Source organism: Pseudomonas parafulva, assembly GCF_000800255.1.
Classification (GTDB): domain Bacteria; phylum Pseudomonadota; class Gammaproteobacteria; order Pseudomonadales; family Pseudomonadaceae; genus Aquipseudomonas; species Aquipseudomonas boreofloridensis.
Window position 1 is genome coordinate 2280054 of the sequence record NZ_CP009747.1, and the last position, 18584, is coordinate 2298637.

The 18584-nt window shown below is 61.7% G+C and carries 22 protein-coding genes and 1 tRNA gene; 14 read left to right on the forward strand and 9 right to left on the reverse strand.

Going from position 1 to position 18584, the window contains the following annotated elements; genetic code table 11:
- Positions 1 to 44 precede the first annotated feature (44 nt).
- The 4 genes from NJ69_RS09650 to NJ69_RS09665 form a co-directional block, all read right to left on the reverse strand.
- The gene (locus NJ69_RS09650; protein ID WP_039578481.1) at positions 45 to 1406 is read right to left on the reverse strand and encodes a UDP-glucose dehydrogenase family protein; all 1362 of its coding nucleotides are present in this window, start codon (positions 1404 to 1406) and stop codon (positions 45 to 47) included.
- A gap of 103 nt (positions 1407 to 1509) precedes the next feature.
- Entirely contained in the window at positions 1510 to 2421 is a 912-nt protein-coding gene (locus NJ69_RS09655) for a c-type cytochrome (protein ID WP_039578484.1), read from the reverse strand.
- Positions 2418 to 3068: a c-type cytochrome gene (locus NJ69_RS09660; RefSeq protein WP_039578487.1), complete on the reverse strand. Its 651-nt coding sequence runs from the start codon at positions 3066 to 3068 to the stop codon at positions 2418 to 2420. Before NJ69_RS09660 ends, NJ69_RS09655 begins: the two co-directional genes overlap by 4 nt.
- Positions 3069 to 3213: 145 nt before the next feature.
- On the reverse strand, positions 3214 to 3573 hold the full coding sequence (locus tag NJ69_RS09665; protein ID WP_029612323.1) for a hypothetical protein: 360 nt from the start codon (positions 3571 to 3573) through the stop codon (positions 3214 to 3216).
- A 162-nt stretch (positions 3574 to 3735) separates the two neighbouring features.
- Between NJ69_RS09665 and NJ69_RS09670 the strand changes: the two genes are divergently transcribed.
- The 8 genes from NJ69_RS09670 (at position 3736) to csrA (ending at position 9487) form a co-directional block, all read left to right on the forward strand.
- A complete protein-coding gene (locus NJ69_RS09670; protein WP_029612324.1) occupies positions 3736 to 4038 on the forward strand; it encodes a DUF1883 domain-containing protein in 303 nt (100 codons plus the stop codon).
- Positions 4039 to 4044: 6 nt separating this feature from the next.
- On the forward strand, positions 4045 to 4215 hold the full coding sequence (locus NJ69_RS22760; RefSeq protein ID WP_162889541.1) for a hypothetical protein: 171 nt from the start codon (positions 4045 to 4047) through the stop codon (positions 4213 to 4215).
- 24 nt (positions 4216 to 4239) lie between these two features.
- Positions 4240 to 5310, forward strand: a complete 1071-nt coding sequence (locus NJ69_RS09675; protein WP_039578491.1) for an NAD(P)H-dependent flavin oxidoreductase — start codon at positions 4240 to 4242, stop codon at positions 5308 to 5310.
- Between the two features lie 115 nt (positions 5311 to 5425).
- Positions 5426 to 6184, forward strand: a complete 759-nt coding sequence (gene modA / locus NJ69_RS09680) for a molybdate ABC transporter substrate-binding protein (RefSeq protein WP_039578494.1) — start codon at positions 5426 to 5428, stop codon at positions 6182 to 6184.
- A complete protein-coding gene (modB, locus tag NJ69_RS09685; protein WP_039578497.1) occupies positions 6184 to 6864 on the forward strand; it encodes a molybdate ABC transporter permease subunit in 681 nt (226 codons plus the stop codon). The genes modA and modB overlap by 1 nt, the downstream gene beginning before the upstream one ends.
- A 1-nt stretch (position 6865) precedes the next feature.
- A complete protein-coding gene (gene modC, locus NJ69_RS09690; protein ID WP_039578500.1) occupies positions 6866 to 7957 on the forward strand; it encodes a molybdenum ABC transporter ATP-binding protein in 1092 nt (363 codons plus the stop codon).
- A 56-nt stretch (positions 7958 to 8013) separates the two neighbouring features.
- Positions 8014 to 9027: a DNA topoisomerase IB gene (locus tag NJ69_RS09695; RefSeq protein ID WP_039583221.1), complete on the forward strand. Its 1014-nt coding sequence runs from the start codon at positions 8014 to 8016 to the stop codon at positions 9025 to 9027.
- A gap of 262 nt (positions 9028 to 9289) precedes the next feature.
- Positions 9290 to 9487 (forward strand): carbon storage regulator CsrA, encoded by a 198-nt coding sequence (csrA, locus tag NJ69_RS09700; RefSeq protein ID WP_029612328.1) that lies wholly within the window; start codon positions 9290 to 9292, stop codon positions 9485 to 9487.
- Between the two features lie 77 nt (positions 9488 to 9564).
- Here the strand turns inward: csrA and NJ69_RS09705 are convergent, their stop codons facing one another.
- Genes NJ69_RS09705 through NJ69_RS09715 form a run of 3 tightly spaced genes read right to left on the reverse strand, consistent with a single transcriptional unit; the run spans position 9565 to position 12563 of the window.
- Positions 9565 to 9924 carry a response regulator gene (locus NJ69_RS09705; protein ID WP_029612329.1) on the reverse strand — a complete coding sequence of 120 codons (360 nt, stop codon included), beginning with the start codon at positions 9922 to 9924 and terminating at the stop codon, positions 9565 to 9567.
- Positions 9925 to 9932: 8 nt separating this feature from the next.
- Positions 9933 to 11378 (reverse strand): ATPase domain-containing protein, encoded by a 1446-nt coding sequence (locus tag NJ69_RS09710; RefSeq protein ID WP_039578503.1) that lies wholly within the window; start codon positions 11376 to 11378, stop codon positions 9933 to 9935.
- A 6-nt stretch (positions 11379 to 11384) separates the two neighbouring features.
- Positions 11385 to 12563, reverse strand: coding sequence for a two-component system sensor histidine kinase NtrB (locus NJ69_RS09715; protein ID WP_430736652.1), 1179 nt, complete (start codon positions 12561 to 12563; stop codon positions 11385 to 11387).
- 136 nt (positions 12564 to 12699) lie between these two features.
- Here NJ69_RS09715 and NJ69_RS09720 point away from each other — a divergent pair, with 136 nt between their 5' ends.
- Complete coding sequence (locus NJ69_RS09720; protein ID WP_029612330.1) at positions 12700 to 12912, forward strand: hypothetical protein; 213 nt, start codon at positions 12700 to 12702, stop codon at positions 12910 to 12912.
- A 104-nt stretch (positions 12913 to 13016) separates the two neighbouring features.
- Positions 13017 to 13101, forward strand: a tRNA-Leu gene (locus tag NJ69_RS09725).
- Between the two features lie 54 nt (positions 13102 to 13155).
- Here NJ69_RS09725 and NJ69_RS09730 read toward each other — a convergent pair.
- Positions 13156 to 13347 carry a hypothetical protein gene (locus tag NJ69_RS09730; RefSeq protein WP_039578509.1) on the reverse strand — a complete coding sequence of 64 codons (192 nt, stop codon included), beginning with the start codon at positions 13345 to 13347 and terminating at the stop codon, positions 13156 to 13158.
- Positions 13348 to 13750: 403 nt separating this feature from the next.
- Here NJ69_RS09730 and NJ69_RS22630 point away from each other — a divergent pair, with 403 nt between their 5' ends.
- The 3 genes from NJ69_RS22630 to NJ69_RS09740 all read left to right on the forward strand — a co-directional run bounded on the left by NJ69_RS22630 (position 13751) and on the right by NJ69_RS09740 (position 16199).
- On the forward strand, positions 13751 to 13915 hold the full coding sequence (locus NJ69_RS22630) for a hypothetical protein (RefSeq protein WP_155290531.1): 165 nt from the start codon (positions 13751 to 13753) through the stop codon (positions 13913 to 13915).
- Between the two features lie 97 nt (positions 13916 to 14012).
- Entirely contained in the window at positions 14013 to 15029 is a 1017-nt protein-coding gene (locus tag NJ69_RS09735; RefSeq protein WP_039578511.1) for an ABC transporter substrate-binding protein, read from the forward strand.
- Between the two features lie 159 nt (positions 15030 to 15188).
- Positions 15189 to 16199, forward strand: a complete 1011-nt coding sequence (locus NJ69_RS09740) for a TerC family protein (protein WP_039578513.1) — start codon at positions 15189 to 15191, stop codon at positions 16197 to 16199.
- Positions 16200 to 16234: 35 nt separating this feature from the next.
- On the opposite strand, the gene NJ69_RS09745 is transcribed toward NJ69_RS09740, so the two are convergent.
- Complete coding sequence (locus NJ69_RS09745; RefSeq protein WP_039578515.1) at positions 16235 to 17464, reverse strand: acyl-CoA dehydrogenase; 1230 nt, start codon at positions 17462 to 17464, stop codon at positions 16235 to 16237.
- Between the two features lie 142 nt (positions 17465 to 17606).
- Here NJ69_RS09745 and NJ69_RS09750 point away from each other — a divergent pair, with 142 nt between their 5' ends.
- A complete protein-coding gene (locus NJ69_RS09750; RefSeq protein WP_039578518.1) occupies positions 17607 to 18551 on the forward strand; it encodes a LysR family transcriptional regulator in 945 nt (314 codons plus the stop codon).
- Positions 18552 to 18584 lie beyond the last annotated feature (33 nt).

Genomic DNA, 18584 nt, shown 5'->3' on the forward strand with positions numbered 1-18584 from the left:
ATCCTTAGATGAAGGCTAGGCCTGTGGTATTCGGCGCAGTCTAATCAGGCGGCAGTCACCTTACAATGCCCGACCACTGGCCGACCGATGCCATGATAGAGATAACCCAGGGAGGATAGTTCCGATGGATCATAAATATTGCGCCCATCGAACAGCACCGGCATGCGCATCAGGCCACGGATACGGCGAAAGTCCGGCTGGCGGAACTGCTTCCACTCGGTGACCAAGACCAACGCGTCGGCCCCCTCGGCGCACGTATAAGGGTCTTCGACCAGCGTCAGCTGTCCGCTGGAAACAGCCTGCGCGTAGAGCGCTGCCACACTGGCCAACGCCGCAGGATCGCATGCCTGGACCCGCACACCGGCGTCCAGCAAAGCCTCCAGCAGCACAAGACTCGGGGCCTCGCGCACATCATCTGTTCCCGGCTTGAAGGCCAATCCCCAGACAGCGACACGGCGCTCGCGCAAGAAGCCGCCGAAGTGCTGTTCCAGCGCCTTGAACAACAAGGTCTTCTGCTGGGCGTTGCGCGCCTGCACGGCACGCAGGATGGTCGGCTGATAACCCTGCTGCTCGGCTGTGTGAATCAGCGCGCGCACATCCTTGGGAAAGCACGAGCCGCCATAACCGCAGCCGGCATAAATGAAATCGCTGCCGATGCGCGGATCACTGCCTATACCGCGACGCACCTGCTCGATATCCACCTCCAACTGCGCGCACAACCCAGCCAATTCGTTGATGAAGGAAATCTTGCTGGCGAGAAAGGCATTGGCCGCGTATTTGCTGAACTCTGCCGCCCGCGGGCTCATGCACAGCACGCGCTCGCGGTTACGCACAAAAGGCGCGTAGAGACGTTGCAGCCGTTCGCGGGCCACCGGGCTGTCGCTGCCCAGGATGATCCGATCAGGGCGCATGAAGTCCTCGACGGCGCTGCCCTCCTTGAGAAATTCAGGATTGCTGGCCACCTCCACTGCAAACGCCACTGCGCGCTCGCGCAAACCGCTGCCGATCTGCGCGGCGATGCGCTCTACCGTACCCACTGGCGATGTCGATTTGTTCACCACCAGACACGGGCGCGGCAATTGCCGACCCAGGCTTTCAGCCACCGCTAGCACATGCTGCAGATCGGCCGAGCCGTCCTCCTGACTTGGCGTACCGACGGCGATGAACACCACCTCGGCGCGCGCCAGCGCCTGCTCCCAATCTTCAGTGAAACTCAGCAGCCCACTGCGTCGGCCCTCCTGCAGCAGCGCGGCCAAGCCTGGCTCGTAGATCGGGCACTGACCCTGGCGCAGCCGCGCCAGGCGTACATGGTCGCGCTCCAGGCAAACCACGCGATTGCCCATCTGGGCAAAGCACGCAGCGGTGACCAATCCGACATATCCCGCCCCGATTACACACAGTTCCATGGCCGCGCCCCTTCATAGCAGAGGCGGTCATTGCAACCTGTGAACCGTTGCAGGGCGGTGACACCAGCGCGACAGGCCAGTGACAGCGCTCAAACGACAACGCTCAGCGCCCGGTTCCCTGCCCGAGCACGACACCCTCCACCTTTTGGCCATAGAGGTTGACGCCGTCGTTGGCGTGAAACTTCAGACGCGTCTTTTCAATGGAGCCTTCCACCAGACGCGGATCCTGCGGACGCTCATGACGGTTGATCCACGCAGCCACGTCCCAGGCCTGCTGATCGCTGAGGCTACCGGGCTTGCCCAGCGGCATGTTGTACTTGATGAACGAAGCGGCGGTGTTGATCCGGTGCATGCCCGCGCCCCAGTTGTATGAGTCGGCTCCCCACAACGGCGGCATCACATAATCGTCGGCCACCTTCTGTCCTTCGCCCTGGTCGCCGTGGCAGATCGCACATTGCTCGCGGTAGACCTGCTGGCCACGAGCGAAGTCATAGCCGCCGGCCGGTTGCGGCACCTCGGGGTAGCCGCGCCCTGGGGTTTCGATGGCGGTGCGGGTGCCGGTCGCCAACCAATAGGAGTACACGCTGAGGGCGGTCATCTGCGGGCTGTCCGCCGCCGGCGGGCGACCATTCATGCTGAACTGGAAGCATCCCTGGATGCGCTCGGCATACGTATTGACCTTGTCATTTTTCTTGCGATAGGCCGGATACATCGGGTACGCCCCCCACAGCGGCGCAGAGTGAGCCATGCGCCCCTGATCGAGGTGACAGCTACTGCAGTTCATGCCATTGCCGACCGCCTCGGGCATCAGCCGACGGGTATCGACGAACAAGGCATGACCCTGCCGAACCATTTCCCCGAAAGCGTTATCCGGGAGGTCGCTTTCTGCAGGTGGCGCAAAGTGCGCAGCGGCCTGGCCGTCGGGCACCGTGAGCTGGCTTTGATCTTCCATGGCAATGGGCGCGGCCTGAAGGCTGCCAGCACTGAGCAGCAAGGCGGTCATCAGCGTTCTCATGGCGTGACCTCCTGGCGTGGCGCCTGGGCGAAGTAATCGGCCACTGCCGTGACCTCGGCGTCGGTCATAGCCTTCGCGACACCGACCATCAATTCATTGGGATCATTGCGGCGCGCGCCGTCACGCCAAGCGTTGAGCTGGGCAATCAAGTAAATCGCCGGCTGACCTGCCAGCGGCGGAAAATGCTCGCCCACCCCCACACCACCGGGGCCGTGGCATTGCACGCAGCCAGGGATCTGGCGACTCCAATCGCCGTAAAGCGCCAGACGTTCGGTGGCATCGGCCGCCATCTGCTGACGGCGTTGGCCAGGCGCGACATCATCGGGCTGTGCGGCCAACCACGTGCTGACTGCCGTGCGCTCTTCAGCGCTCAATGCGCTGGCCAGCGGCGTCATCACAGGCTGTTGGCGGCTGCCGCTTGCGAAGTCGTCAAGCTGCTTGCGCAGATAGGCGGCTGGCAATCCTGCGAGGCGCGGAAAACCGGCGGCAGCGATGCCCTTGGCATCGGCACCATGGCAACCGAGACAGGCCATGGCGGCGGGGTTCTGCCCGCCTTGGGAGAAGATTTTCTGGCCATCGGCGGCGTACGCCGCCGGCCAGGTCAAGACCAGCACACTGCCGATCATGAGACGACTCATCGGATTCATCAGGGGCACTCCATTTCCTTGTTATAAGCTTAGTCTTAAAAGACATAAGAAAATGGATAGTAGTCAGCTCCCTCCAAACCGAACAATGTCCTTACTCAACCTGCGGCTTTTTGCTGCAGGTTATGCGCGAAATTGTTGAGCTGGATCAAGAACCCGAGATGCAAGCCGTCGCTGCAGTGCGCACATCGCCCAGGCGCAGCGGGAAATTGTTCAACCGTTCATGCACCTTGATCGAGCTGCCACTGCCTCGTTTGTCGATATCGAACAGTGCCGCCGGACCGACACCGGCCGTGAGTTTCTGCGGCACGATCAGACGCAAGCCATCGCCGCGCACTTCCTCGACCAGTGGATCACGCGTCTCGCTCAACTTGTCCTTGATGCAGTCAGCGTACTCGCGCGGTGTCTTCCCAGAGATCACGTCCATCGTCTCGCGCGACTCCTCCAGTTCCGACACGCTCACGCAACCGCCCAGCACCAGTGCCGCAGCCAGCATCGTCCACTTCATCGACCACCTCTGTGCCATTCAAAGAACAGCTTCGACCGTATTGCGGCGGTTTTGCTCCCCGACCTGTCACTTTTATCCTGCAGGCGCATGTCGAGCCCGGCAGCCGGGTGGGACATCGTGGTATCTTGGCGGTTTTGCAGAAACGACCTTGCGGGGCCCTCCATGAAATTCATACACCAGCGCGAGCACCTGAATGAAGACGATATCGTCGTCATCGAATGCTCCCAGCGTTGCAACATTCGTCTGATGAACGACGCCAACTTCCGCAGCTTCAAGAACGGCGGTCGTCACACCTATCATGGCGGGCTGTTCGATCGTTTCCCGGCGAAGATCTCGGTGCCCAGCACCGGATTCTGGAACATCACGCTCGATGCGGTGACTACCCGGCCGATCTCGGTGACGCGCAAGCCGGCCTTTACCCACAAGATCAAGATCATCCGTCGTTCCTCGTCGAAACTTGGATAAGCCCTCATGACCCAGAACATCAAGTACGTCATCAAATACAAGCTCGACGGTGAGCGGCGCTGGGACTTCGCGGTGATGCCCGATGCCTCCGAAGAACAGGCGTTGCAAGCGCTGCGCAAGATTCACGGCGACGATACGCAGAAAATCAGCGATATCCAGGTCAGCAAAGCCCTGTAGAACCCTCGCAAGGAGCGCCGCCGCATGAGCACTTGGTCAGACCGCCGCATCCTCGACCTGCTGAACATCGAGCAGCCCATCCTTCAGGCACCCATGGCGGGGGCAGGCGGATCGGCGCTGGCCATTGCAGTGGGGAATGCCGGCGGCCTGGGCGCCCTGCCCTGCGCCATGCTCGGCGTCGAACAGATCCGTGACGAGGTGGCGGCTTTTCGAGCGTCCTGCCATGGACCACTGAACCTCAACTTCTTCTGCCATCGGCCGCCTGAGCCGGATACCGCTCGCCAAGCGCGCTGGAAGCAAGCCCTCAGGCCCTACTACGATGAAGTCGGCGCCGACTTCGAGGCACCCACGCCGGTGTCCAGCCGCGCACCCTTCGACGAGCAGGGATGCCAACTCATCGAGCAATTGCGTCCGCAGGTGGTGAGCTTTCATTTCGGTCTGCCCGAGCCTGCCTTGCTGCAGCGGATAAAGGCCAGCGGCGCGCGCGTGCTGTCCAGCGCGACCACGGTCGAGGAAGCGATCTGGCTAGAGCAGCGCGGCTGCGATGCGATCATTGCAATGGGCTATGAAGCCGGCGGTCATCGCGCGATGTTCCTGAGCGAGGACATCAGCAGTCAGATTGGCACACTCGCCCTGGTACCGCAGGTGGCCGACGCGGTGCAGGTGCCGGTGATCGCAGCCGGCGGCATCGCCGATGCGCGGGGTCTGGTCGCCGCACTGGCCTTGGGGGCTTCGGCCGTGCAGATCGGCACGGCCTATCTCTTCACGCCACAAGCCAAGGTCTCGCCCGCCCACCGCCAGGCGTTGAGCAGTGCCCAGGCCAGTGAAACCGCGCTGACCAACCTGTTCACCGGACGCCCAGCCCGTGGTATCGGCACGCGCCTGATGCGCGAACTGGGGCCGATGAGCGATCTGGCGCCGCGCTTCCCCCTCGCCGGCGGTGCCTTGATGCCGCTGCGCGCCATCACCGAGGCCCAAGGCCGCAGCGACTTCAGCAACTTGTGGGCTGGCCAGGCGTTGCGTCTGGGTAACCCCATGGATGCGGGCGACCTCACCCGTACGATTGCCCAAGGCGCACTCGCTCGCTTGCGCTGAGCGCATCGCCGCTTCCCATCGACACTGCGTAAAGGGCCCAACGGGGCCCTCTATCCGCCCGAGGCTAATTCGCTATATATTCCGCTATATAACGATAACCCAAGGAGCTTCACCCATGCGTAGACCTTTTTTCCCTCTGGCTGCCAGCGCACTGGCCAGCCTGTTGTGCCTGAACAGTGCCTGGGCCGACGAGGTCCAGGTCGCGGTGGCCGCCAACTTCACCGCGCCGATCCAAGCGATCGCCAAGGACTTCGAGAAGGATACCGGGCACACGCTCGTTGCAGCCTTTGGCGCCACCGGACAGTTCTACGCGCAGATCAAGAACGGCGCACCGTTCGAGGTATTCCTGGCCGCCGATGACAGCACTCCAGCCAAGCTCGAGCAGGAAAAAGCGATCGTCGAAGGCTCGCGCTTCACCTATGCCATCGGCACACTGGCGCTGTGGTCTGCCAAGCCCGGCTATGTGGACGGCAAGGGCGAGGTGCTGAAGCAGAATGCGTTCAAGCATCTGTCCATCGCCAACCCGAAAACCGCTCCCTACGGCCTGGCGGCGACCCAGGTGCTGGATAAGCTCGGTCTCACCGCGGCCACCAAAGACAAGCTGGTCGAGGGGCAGAACATCACCCAGGCCTTCCAGTTCGTCTCCACCGGCAACGCCGAACTGGGCTTCGTCGCGTTGTCGCAGATCTACAAGGATGGCAAGGTCGACAGCGGCTCGGCCTGGATCGTGCCGGCCACTCTGCACGACCCGATTCGCCAGGACGCCGTCATTCTGGAAAAAGGCAAAGACAATCCGGCAGCCAAAGCGCTGGTCGAGTACCTGAAAGGACCTAAGGCCGCTGCGGTGATCAAGTCTTACGGTTACGAAATCTGATGCCACTGGACGCCAGCGACCTCGGCGCGATCTGGTTGACGCTCAAGCTGGCCAGCCTCACCACGCTGATCCTGCTGCTGCTGGGTACGCCCATCGCCTGGTGGCTGGCGCGGACTCGATCCTGGTTACGCGGGCCGATTGGCGCGGTGGTGGCTCTGCCACTGGTGCTGCCGCCGACGGTGATCGGCTTCTACCTGCTGATCGCCCTCGGCCCACATGGCTGGCTGGGCCAGGCTACCCAGGCGCTGGGGCTGGGCACCGTGGTGTTCAGCTTCACCGGGCTGGTGATCGGCTCGGTGGTGTACTCCATGCCCTTTGTCGTGCAGCCCTTGCAGAACGCGTTCAGCGCCATCGGCCAGCGTCCATTGGAAGCGGCGGCAACCCTGCGCGCTGGCCCCTGGGACAGCTTCGTGCACGTGGTGCTGCCGCTGGCCAGACCAGGGTTCGTGACCGCCAGCATCCTGGGCTTTGCCCACACCGTGGGCGAGTTCGGCGTGGTGCTGATGATTGGTGGCAACATTCCCGACAAAACCCGCGTGGTCTCGGTGCAGATCTTCGATCACGTCGAGGCCATGGCCTATTCGCAAGCGCACTGGCTGGCCGGCGCCATGCTGGTGTTTTCCTTCCTGGTGTTGCTGATGCTCTACGCCGGCCGCCGTGGCAAAGCGACTTGGAGTTGAGATGAGCTCACGCTTGAAGGCGCGCCTGAAGCTCGCGCGCGACACATTCACGCTGGACGTCGACCTCGATCTGCCCGGCCGCGGCATCAGCGCCTTGTTCGGCCACTCCGGATCCGGGAAAACGTCTTGCCTTCGCTGCCTGGCCGGTCTGGAGCAAGCCGATGAGGCTTTCATCCAAATCAATGGCGAGGTCTGGCACGACACCGAGCGTAACCTGTTCGTCCCACCCCACCGCCGCCCGCTGGGCTATGTATTCCAGGAGCCCAGCCTGTTCCCGCACCTGTCGGTGCGCGGCAACCTGGCCTTCGGCTGGCGCCGAGTGGCGGCGAGTGAACGCAAGGTGGAGTTGGACCAGGCCTGCCAATTACTGGGTATCGGTCACCTGCTGGAGCGAAAACCGAGCACGCTGTCAGGCGGCGAGGCGCAGCGAGTCGGTATCGCCCGCGCACTGCTCAGCAGCCCACGCCTGCTATTGATGGATGAACCACTGGCCGCACTCGACGGGCCCCGCAAGCGGGAAATTCTGCCCTATCTGGAGCGCCTGCATGACGAGCTGGACATCCCTGTGGTGTATGTCAGCCATGCCCAGGACGAAGTGGCGCGCCTGGCCGACCACTTGGTGTTGCTGGAGCAGGGCAAGGTCATGGCCAGCGGCCCGATTGGGCCGACGCTGGCGCGCCTGGATCTGTCGCTGGCTCAGAGTGAAGACGCCGGCGTCGTGCTCGAGGGGGTCGTGGTCGGTCATCAACCGGATTACGGCCTGTTCGACCTGCGCTTGCCCGGCGCGGTGGGCCCTACCTTGCGCATCGCCCACCAGCACCTGCAAGTCGGCAGCACGCTGCGTCTCAAAGTCCAGGCACGCGATGTGAGCCTCACCCTTGCCCAGGACACGACCTCTAGCATTCTCAACCGCTTGTCGGTGACCGTGAGTGAGTGCCGCGCCGCTGACAACCCCGCGCATGTCCTGGTCAGCCTCGATGCCGCTGGTAATCCGCTGCTGGCACGCATCACCCGGTACTCCGCCGACCAACTTCAGGTGCAGCCCGGACAGAGGCTGTGGGCGCAGATCAAGTCGGTGGCGCTATTGACCTGAGCAACTAGGTCACGCCCGTTGTCCACCGATCAGACGATTGGTCGATGGACGACGCCATGCCCGAGATCACCCTGCCCCGCACCCTGCACTACGTCGACGACACTCAGCCCGGCTTGAGCCGCAAGCGTTGGCGCGATCGCTTCATCTACCTGGACCCGGACGGTAACCGAGTCCGCGACAAGGAGGTGCTGGCGCGCATCGCAGCCCTGGTGATTCCCCCGGCTTACACCGATGTGTGGATCTGCCTGGACCCACAGGGCCACCTACAGGCCACCGGCCGCGATGCCCGTGGACGCAAGCAGTACCGCTACCACGTGCAATGGCGAACCTTGCGCGACGAACACAAGTACTCACGCATGCTGGCTTTCGCCCAGGCCTTGCCGAAATTGCGCAGGCAACTGGACGTGCATCTGTCACGCCCTGGCATGGATCGGGAAAAAGTCATGGCGCTGGTGGTCAGTCTGCTCGACAACACACTGATCCGTATCGGCAATCGCCAGTATCTGCGTGACAACAAATCCTACGGACTGACTACCCTGCGCAACCGCCATGTCGAGGTCAAGGGCAGCACCATTCGCTTCCAGTTCCGCGGCAAACGCGGGGTCGAGCACAGCATCACGTTGCGCGACCGTCGCTTGGCTCAACTGGTCAAGCGCTGCATGGAGCTGCCGGGCCAGGAGCTGTTCCAGTACGTGGACGACAGCGGCGAACGCCACCGCATCGGCTCAGCCGATATCAACCTGTTCCTCCAGCAACTGACCGGCGCCGACTTCACGGCCAAGGACTATCGCACCTGGGGCGGCAGCACCCTGGCGCTGAATTTGTTGCAGCCCCTGGCGTGGCAGCCGGAGACCGAGGCCAAGCGCCAGGTCACGACGATAGTGCGGGAAGTCGCCAGCCGATTGGGCAATACGCCAGCGGTCTGCCGCCGCTGCTATATCCACCCTGCGGTGCTGGAGCATTTTCACTTGGGTCGCCTGGCCGACCTGCCGCGCGTGCGGGCACGCAAGGACATGGAGCGCGAGGAGGTCGCCTTGCTCGGTTTTCTTCGGGCACTGGAGGCGCTATGAAGTGCCATTGATTGCGACTATATCCAACATAAATCAGAGAAATTTCCCATAGACGCGCTGGCACCCTATTCTTGCCATCGAGCACCTTCGCCGGACTGATCTCATCAGGTCAAAACGGCACCTGCACCGAAGAACGCCTGGAGATTTCGCCTGAGCAGGAATTTATAGCGTACCAAAGCGTCTTTACTGAGAAGGAAGAGGGACTCGCTCCCACCGCCCTGGCAAATGCCTGGCGGATTTCTACATCACCAAGGAGAAGTACATGCTGATACTCACCCGCAAGGTTGGCGAGAGCATCGTCATCAACGATGACATCAAGGTCACGATTTTGGGCGTCAAGGGCATGCAAGTGAGAATCGGCATCGATGCACCGAAAGATGTCCAGGTGCACCGTGAAGAGATCTTCAAACGCATTCAAGCCGGCAGCCCTGCGCCAGAAAAAAACGACGACTCACACTGATCGCTCACCCAAGTCGCACGGATGCGCTTGCCGCTGCCCATGACCGCAGGACTCGACCTGCGGCTCAGGCAGAGGGATCAAGCCTGCAACAGCGCGCGAACCTTGGCGATCATCTTGTCCATGTCGAAGGGTTTGTCGAACACAGCCTCGAACAGCTCTGGCCGTACGCGTCCCTGGCTGGCCTGAGCACCACTCATCAGAATCACCGGTAGCCCGGTGAGGTGCAGCTCGTCGCGAATCGCTTGGGCCAGCTCCTCGCCATTGAGTACCGGCATCATGTAGTCGGTAATCACCAGGTCCACTGGACAGGCTCTGAGCGCATCGAGTGCCTTGCGTCCGTTGCTGGCCTTTTCCACCACGAACCCTTCGTCCTCCAGGGCAAAGCCTAGGATTTCAGCGATCAGGTATTCGTCATCGACGATCAGAATGGTGTTCATCGCCCGCCTCAGCGGTCCCCCGAGGCTGTTGCGGTACCCGACAGCACGCCCTGAGTGCCAACGAAGGCATTGCGCAAGGTTATGCCCGTGGGCCCGATGGTCAGCTCGTGCAGTGACGGGTCGTAGTGACTGTCACGCACCTTGAGAATCGAAAGCACCCGGCGCAGTTGCGAATCCAGTTCGACGAAACGCATGAGCAGCAGGTTGTCGACGATACTCGACAGATCCGGTGCCGGCGCAGTGATTTCCGAACCGAACAGGTCGCGCATTTCCCAGGTCAGCAGCACACTGACGCCCTGCGCACGCAGCTCTGCGGTCAATGCGCGGAAAAAACCATTGAGACGATTGGGGTCCGAGGCCAAACGACCGAAGGCGCCGAGGCTGTCGATCACCACGCGCCGGGCGCCGGATGCGCGTACCTGAGCCAGCAGGCGTGCGCCGACCTCGTCCAGCAAGCCTTCGGTAGTCGGCTGCCAGCTCAATAGCAGGGCCCCACAACGCTCCATCTCGACGAAGTCGTAGCCCAGCGAGCCCGCTTTCAAGCGCAGGCGGGCAGGCGTTTCGTAGAAGCCAAAGTGCAGCGCAGGCGCCTCTGGCGTGGCGGCGGCGAGAAACGCCAGCCCCAAGGACGACTTGCCCACCCCGGACGGGCCCATGACCAGGCTCACCGACCCTTCGGCCAAGCCGCCGCCGAGCATCTCGTCCAGCGTGCTCACGCCGGTGGTCACGAGCTTGAGCGTGGCCGAGCCCAAGTCGCTCGGATGGCTGTACAGCGCCTCCAGTCGCGGATAGACCTGCAGCCCGGCCTGGCTGATGCGGCATTCGTGGCGGCCGGACAATGCGCCGCTGCCGCGGGTCTTTCGCAGTTGCACATGGCGCACCGCACGGCTGCCGTCGAGTTGTTCGCCCAGTTCGATGACACCATCGACCATGGTGTGTTCTGGGCTGCCTTCCTCCAATCGAGCACTGGTCAGCAGCAGCACCGTGCAGCCGGCGAACGCTGCATGCCCCTGCAACTGCGCGACGAATTTCTTGGTATCCAGGCTGGTCTCGGCGCGCGAGCGCGCATTGAGCAGGCCATCGACAATCAGCAGGCTGGCGCGTTGACGTACGATCTCCTGACGCAGCAGTCGCACCACGGCCTCCAGCCCCTCTTCCTGCAGCGTGTCGAAAGCGCTGAGGAACAGGATCTGATCGCCCACCAACGACGCGTCGAAGAACTCCAGCGTCGACAGGTACTGGAACAGGCGCTCGTGGGACTCGCTCAGCAACGTCGCCACCAGGACGCGGCCGCCCTGCGCCACATGACCGGTGGCGACCTGGTTGGCGAGGATGGTCTTGCCCGCGCCCGGCGGGCCCTGAACGATGTAGGAGGCACCGGCTACCAGGCCGCCCATGAGCAAGGCATCCAACCCGTCGATACCTGTGACCAGCCGCTTGAGTGTTTCTACCATGACTCGCTAGCACCTCTGCTCTGAGGAGGGGATCGGGCTCGATGAAATCGGCAGGTACAGACTCATGCACGTACCCTGACCGACCGTGCTGGTCACGCTCACTGCACCACCGCTCTGCTTGGCAAAGCCATAGACCTGACTCAAGCCAAGTCCGGTGCCCTTGCCGAAGGCCTTGGTGGTGAAAAAAGGTTCGAAGATTCGCGGCAACACCTCAGGATCGATGCCCTGCCCGTCGTCTTCTACGTCGAAGCGCAGAAACGCGCCATGCAGACCTTCCACCTCGCCACCCAGCACGACCTGCGACACGCCGAGCCGGACGCACCCCTGCTCGGCAATCGCATCGCGGGCGTTGAACACTAGGTTGAGCAATACCATTTGCAACTGCCCAACATCCACGTCCATCTGCGGCAGGGCCTCGGCCACGCACGCACGCAGCGCGATACTCTCGGGCAACGCGTGCTCGATCAGGTTGCAGGTGGAGGCGATCAGCTCGGCAGGTGCGATCAAGGCAGTGTTCAACTGGCGATGGCGGGCGAAACCAAGCAGCACCTGGGTCAACTGCGCGCCGCGCTGGCCTGCCTCGACGATATGCCCCAGCAAGCTGTCCACGCGCGCGGGATCCGCGCTGGCGCGTGCCAACCGGGCCGAACCCAGGATGATGGTCAGCAGGTTATTGAAGTCGTGGGCCAGGCCTCCAGTGAGCTGGCCCAGCGCTTCTAGTTTCTGCGCATGGAACAGCTGGGCGCGCATGGCGTCGAGTTGCAGTGAGGATTCGCGCCGGTCGGAAATGTCACGTGTGACCTTTGCCAGGCCGATGACCTGACCCTGATCGTCGCGCACAACGTCCAGCGCCGTCAGCGCCCAGAACGGCGTGCCGTCCTTGCGCAGCCGCCAGCCCTCATCTTGGGCCACCCCATGCTCCAGAGCCTGGTTCAGCAGCATGGCCGGCCGACCTTCGGCGCAGTCCTGGGCTGTGAAGAACAGCGAGAAATGCCGCCCGATCACCTCATCGGCGCGGTAGCCCTTTATGCGCTGCGCCCCCGGATTCCAAGACACCACGTAGCCTTCGGGATCGAGCATGTAGATGGCGTAATCGACCACTGCGTGTACCAGACGCTCGTAGTGCTCGGCGGGCATGGTTGGCGAAGCGGGACGATCATTCGAAACCCTGTCATTGAAAACCATGCGAGCTCCATGAGCACGACCAGCAGCAGTGGAATTGAGCCTAGTTGATTGATCCAGTGTCCAATACATACAGCAATGACAGCAAGTCGGGATTTACCCTATAGTGCCCATGCCCTCATGCGCTTGTGGAGCCTGAATGACAACCAATTATCGGCTACTGAGTCTTCAGCGCGATCTGATGAACACTGCACAGCAGATCGACCAGTTGTGTCGAGGCTTGGAAGGCCATGCGCGCTTTCTGCGTCACTCGGTGCATCCCGAAGACGCCAACACCATGGGTGAACAGGTTCAGGAACTGCGCGACAGCGCGCAAGACATGCGCGGCATCGCTCATACCATCCATCCGTGAAACGGCCTGCGGTTGACTGATCTATAACGATGGGTTATAAAGCGCCCCTGATTGCATGGCCCTTCAGCATTGAAGCGTGCCGGTCGAATGACCCGATCACCTGTGCGAGTGTGGTGGAATTGGTATACACAGCAGACTTAAAATCTGTCGGCGCAAGCCTTGTGGGTTCGAGTCCCACCACTCGCACCATCTCCCTCGTCCAAGGCGCCTGATCAGGCGCCTTTTTCGTGTCAGTGCTTGCCCTCAGTCATTCGGATCATCGTGCCAGGCAGGATGATCCTCTTCGTCGTCCAGGTCTTCGTCCGAGTAGTCGTCGTCCTCAATATCGTCTTCCATGCCTTGGGCGTCGGCCTCCAATGGCTGAGACTCGTAGAGGAATTCGTGATCGAGCAAGTGATCGTGCTCGGGCTCGAGGAGATCGTCTTCGTCGTGCATCGCTGGCTCCAGGTTCGAGGATGCTTGTATAGGCGTCTTGACCCCGCAGGTCAACCGTAGCCAGGGTTAACGTTGCCTTAACCGCCACGGGCTTATGTTGGTGCGGCTCCCTTCAGAACGTCTTGCCCGCCGCCACGGCGGGCTTTTTTGCTGTCTGCGTTCGTTGATTCACACACATGCTGAAACAGTCTATGGACGCGGCTTTCACAAAATGCCGACATTCCCAGAGGCATAGTCACTTGGCTTCGATACGTTCTTCTGACCCGCCCACATGGCGGGTTTTCTTTTGGGCTCGACAGCCCTCACGCCCCGTCTCCATTCATAGCCCTCAGCCATCAGTTCCGGTGCATTTACTCAGCACGTTCGCTACGATCGGCCCTCGCCCGCCCATGATACTGAGTCGATGACCATGAAACTGCTTGCCGTGCTGATCCAGGTGCTACTCGTGCAGACGGATTGGCCGACACTGGAACGTCCCCGCCGCGTCTTCACCCGCGGATTCGTCGCCACCTGCCTGATGGTCGCTGTTATCGAATGGATGGTCTTGAGCGCACTGTTCAAGGGTTGAGCCCTACCTGCCATCACTGAGCAAGCGCGCGTCGCCGGGCTGCCTGGAGGCTCGTCTACACTGAGCCCTGTCATCCACCGCAACCCAAGAGACGCTCATGAAACGACTCCACGCCCTGCTCACCGGGCTGCTGCTCGCGTTGGGCCTGGTCAGCACCGATGCCGTGGCCGCTGGCGAGCCAAACGCACCCATCCAGTTTGGCGCCATTGGCTGGGAAAGTGGCGCATTGACTACCGAGATCCTGCGCCTGATCGTCGAGAAGGGCTATGGCTACCCAACCGACACGCTGCCCGGCAGCACCGTGAGCATGGAAGTGGCGCTGGCGCGCAACGACCTTCAGGTGATTGCCGAAGAGTGGGCTGGGCGCAGTCCGGCCTGGGTCGGGGCCGAGAAAAAAGGCGAAGTGTTCGCGCTGGGTGATACGGTCAAGAATGCCGTCGAAGGCTGGTATGTCCCGGCTTACGTGATCAAGGGCGATCCGGCCCGCTCCATCGAAGCGACGGCGCCGGATTTGAAAACCGTAGCCGACCTGCAGCGCTACGCGCACGTGTTCAAGGACCCGGAAGCGCCCAAGCAAGGGCGTTTTCTCAACAGCCCCAGCGGCTGGACTTCGGAAATCGTCAACAGTCAAAAACTCAAGGCGTACAAGCTCGACGACCTCTACGTCAACTTCCGCACAGGCTCGGGCGCGGCGCTGGACGCAGAAATCAACTCGGCCATTCGTCGCGGGCGCCCCGTGCTGTTCTACTACTGGAGCCCCACCCCGCTGATGGGCCGCTACGATCTGGTGCGCCTCGAAGAGCCTCCCTTTGATCCCAAGGCGTGGGCCACATTGACCGATCCGAGCAACCTACATCCCCAAGGCAGTGCTTCGCTCCCCACCAAACTGTCGATAGGCGTATCGAAAGCCTTCAAGAACCAGTACCCGGATTTGGTCGCGCTGTTCGAGCAGGTAGACTTGCCCATCGACATCCTCAACCAGGCGTTGGCCAAAATGAGCGAGAAGCGCCAGGACCCGCGCAAGGCGGCTGAAGCGTTTTTGAGCCAGCACCCCGAAATATGGCGCGCCTGGATGCCATCGCCAGTAGCGGACAAGGTCGCGGCAGCCCTGTAGCGCCGTGTAGGCAGGCAAAGAAATGTAACACCCTCCTCCTTGGAGCCGGCAGCGCCTGGACTACGCTTGAGCCCATGTGATGCCGGGCCCCTCTGACGGTGCAAACCGCCATGTCGGAATCACTGTTGCCATGCAACGTCGACAATCAAGGAGGGGCTCATGACAGCTCTGCAGACATTCCTCACTTCTCCCCTGCTCGGCACCAGCACCTGGTTGTGGCTGGTGTTCGTCACCATCGTCATTGCCTTGCTGGTGCTGGACCTGGGCGTACTGCATCGGCAGGAACGTGAGATCGAGATGCGCGAAAGCCTGCTGCTGTACTCAGGCTACTTCAGCGTGGGCGTGCTGTTCGGTGTGTGGGTCTGGTTCGAGTTGGGCGCACAGTCGGCGCTGGAGTTCTATACCGGCTTTCTCGTCGAGCAATCGCTGTCGATGGACAATGTGTTCGTTATGGCGATGATCTTCAGCTTTTTCGCCATTCCCCGGCGCTACCAGCACCGAGTGCTGTTTTGGGGCATCATCGGCGTGGTCGTGCTCAGGGCGATCATGATCGGGGTGGGCGCAGCGCTGGTCCAGAACTTTGCCTGGGTGCTCTATCTGTTCGGCGCATTTCTGCTGTTTACAGGGATCAAGATGGCCTTGTCCAAGGAAGACAGCGAGCCTGACCTGGCCAACAATCCCATTCTGCGCTTCGTACGCAAGCATTTGCGGGTGACCGACCAGTTACACGGCAAGCGTTTCTTCGTCCGCCTGACGCCCCCGGGCCAGAGCAAAGCGCTGCGCTATGCGACACCGCTGTTCATGGCCTTGGTCCTGATCGAACTGGCCGACCTGGTGTTCGCGGTAGACAGCGTACCGGCGATTTTCGCCATCACCCAGGACCCATTCATCGTCTACACCTCGAACATCTTCGCCATCCTCGGCCTGCGCTCGTTGTATTTCGCCCTGTCAGCGCTGATGCACCGCTTCATCTACCTCAAATATGCCTTGGCATTGGTGCTGATCTTCATCGGCTGCAAGATTTTCTACCATGGCCTGATCGGTGAAGTGCCCGCGCTGCTCTCGCTGGGGGTCACGCTCGGGCTGCTGCTGGGCGGGGTACTCCTGTCACTGTTCAAGACCCGGCATGATCGAGGCGACAGAGCCGCCGGCAACGGCAAGCCCTCGTGAATCCGGACGGGCCTCAATGCGCACTGGAGACCTGTTCACTGGCTGCTGCGCAGCATCTCTCTGGGCACGTATTTGCCAACCTCGAACTTGCCGATGGCAGCCCGATGCACTTCATCCGGCCCATCGGCCAGGCGCAGGGTACGCTGCATGGCGTACATGTAGGCCAGCGGGAAGTCACCACTGACCCCCGCGCCGCCATGGATCTGTATGGCGCGATCGATCACGCGCAACGCCACGTTCGGCGCCACCACCTTGATCTGGGCGATCTCGCTGCGCGCGACCTTGTTACCCACCGTGTCCATCATGTAGGCAGCCTTGAGGGTCAGCAGCCGCGCCATGTCGATCTCCATGCGTGAATCGGCGATCTTGTCGATATTGCCGCCCAGGCGTGCCAGCGGCTTACCGAACGCCGTACGCGCCACCGCACGTTTGCACATCAGCTCCAACGCTCGCTCGGCCATGCCCAGCGAGCGCATGCAGTGGTGTATGCGCCCCGGCCCCAGACGCCCCTGAGCAATCTCGAAGCCTCGGCCCTCACCGAGGATGACGTTTTCATAAGGCACGCGCACGTTGTCGAACAACACCTCGGCGTGGCCGTGCGGTGCATCGTCATAGCCGAACACCGGCAGCGGCCTGACGATCTTCACGCCTGGCGCATCGGTAGGCACCAGAACCATCGAGTGTTGCTGGTGCCGCGGGCCGTCCGGGTTGGACAGACCCATGAAGATCATCACCTTGCAGCGCGGATCACACGCGCCGGACGTCCACCACTTGCGCCCGTTGATCACCCACTGATCACCCTCGCGCACAACGGTGGCCGCCATGTTGGTGGCGTCCGAGGAGGCCACGTCAGGCTCGGTCATGGCGAAAGCCGAACGGATCTCGCCACGCAGCAACGGCTCCAGCCAGCGCTGCTGCTGGGCCGCAGTGCCATAGCGCACCAGGACTTCCATGTTGCCGGTATCGGGCGCCGAACAGTTGAACGGCTCCGGCCCCAACAGCGAGCGCCCCATGATCTCGGCCAGGGGGGCGTATTCCAGATTGGTCAGGCCTGCGCCGTAATGCGATTCCGGCAGGAACAGGTTCCACAACCCTTGCGCTTTGGCCTCGGCCTTCAGCGTTTCCATGATCGCAGTGGGTTGCCAGCGATCGCCCTCGGCCACCTGACGCTCAAACTCCGCCTCAGCGGGGTAGACATGGGTGTCCATGAACGCGATAACGCGCTCGCGCAGAGCCTGGACCTTGGGCGTGTAGGCGAAATCCATAAAGAGGTTCCTGTGCGCAATGGAGTGACTGGATTGCAGACTAGAGCAGCAGGCATCAATCCATCCAGTCTATTTTCACTGTGTATTAACATTCATAACCGATATATGATCCCGCCATAACATCAATCAAGAGCGGCGCACCATGAACCTCAGCAAGGTCGATCTCAACCTGTTCATCGTCTTCGACGCCATCTACACCGAGACCAACCTGACGCGCGCCGGGCAGATCGTCGGCATTACCCAGCCAGCCGTGTCCAACGCTCTGTCACGCTTGCGTGAAACCTTCAACGATCCACTGTTCGTGCGCACCGCCCAAGGCATGGTGCCCACCCCCATGGCGCAGAACATCATCGGCCCGGTGCGCAATGCCCTGGCGCTGCTGCGCACGTCGGTGCAGGAGAGCCGGATCTTCAACCCGCAGCAAGCGAACAAGACCTTTCGCATCAGCATGACCGACCTCACCGAGGCCGTGATCCTGCCTCTGCTCTTTCAGCGCTTGCGCCGCCTGGCCCCCGCCGTGGTGATCGAAAGTTTCCTGGGTAAACGCCGGGAAACCACCAAGGAACTGGCAGCAGGACGTCTGGATTTCGCCGTGGATGCACCGCTGAATACCGACCCACAAGTGCGTCACGTCAAGTTGATGGAGGACCGTTACGTCTGCGCCATGCGCCAGGGCCATCCCCAGTCGGGTAGCACATTGACCCTTGAGCACTATCTAGGCATGACCCACATCCACATTTCCAGCCGCCGCAATGGCTTGGGTTACGTCGACCTGGCATTGGGCAAGATGGGGGTGCAACGCAAGGTGGCACTGCGCTCGCAGCACTACCTGATGGCGTCCCAAGTACTGCAGCAAACCGATATGGTCATGACCGTACCGGAACGTTTCGCCCGACGGCACCAATTACGCTACCTGTCTTTGCCCGTCGAGATTCCGCCGCTGGAAACGCACCTGTACTGGCACGAGAGCACAGATCAAGATCCCGCCAACCGCTGGATGCGCGAACAAATCATCGAGTTGTGTCAGCACGTGGTGGCGCAGGATGAACGAGCGCTTTCAGCAGGCCAGCCCGGAGATAACGATTAAATTTATTCTATGTAAATCCATATATTTAGGAAA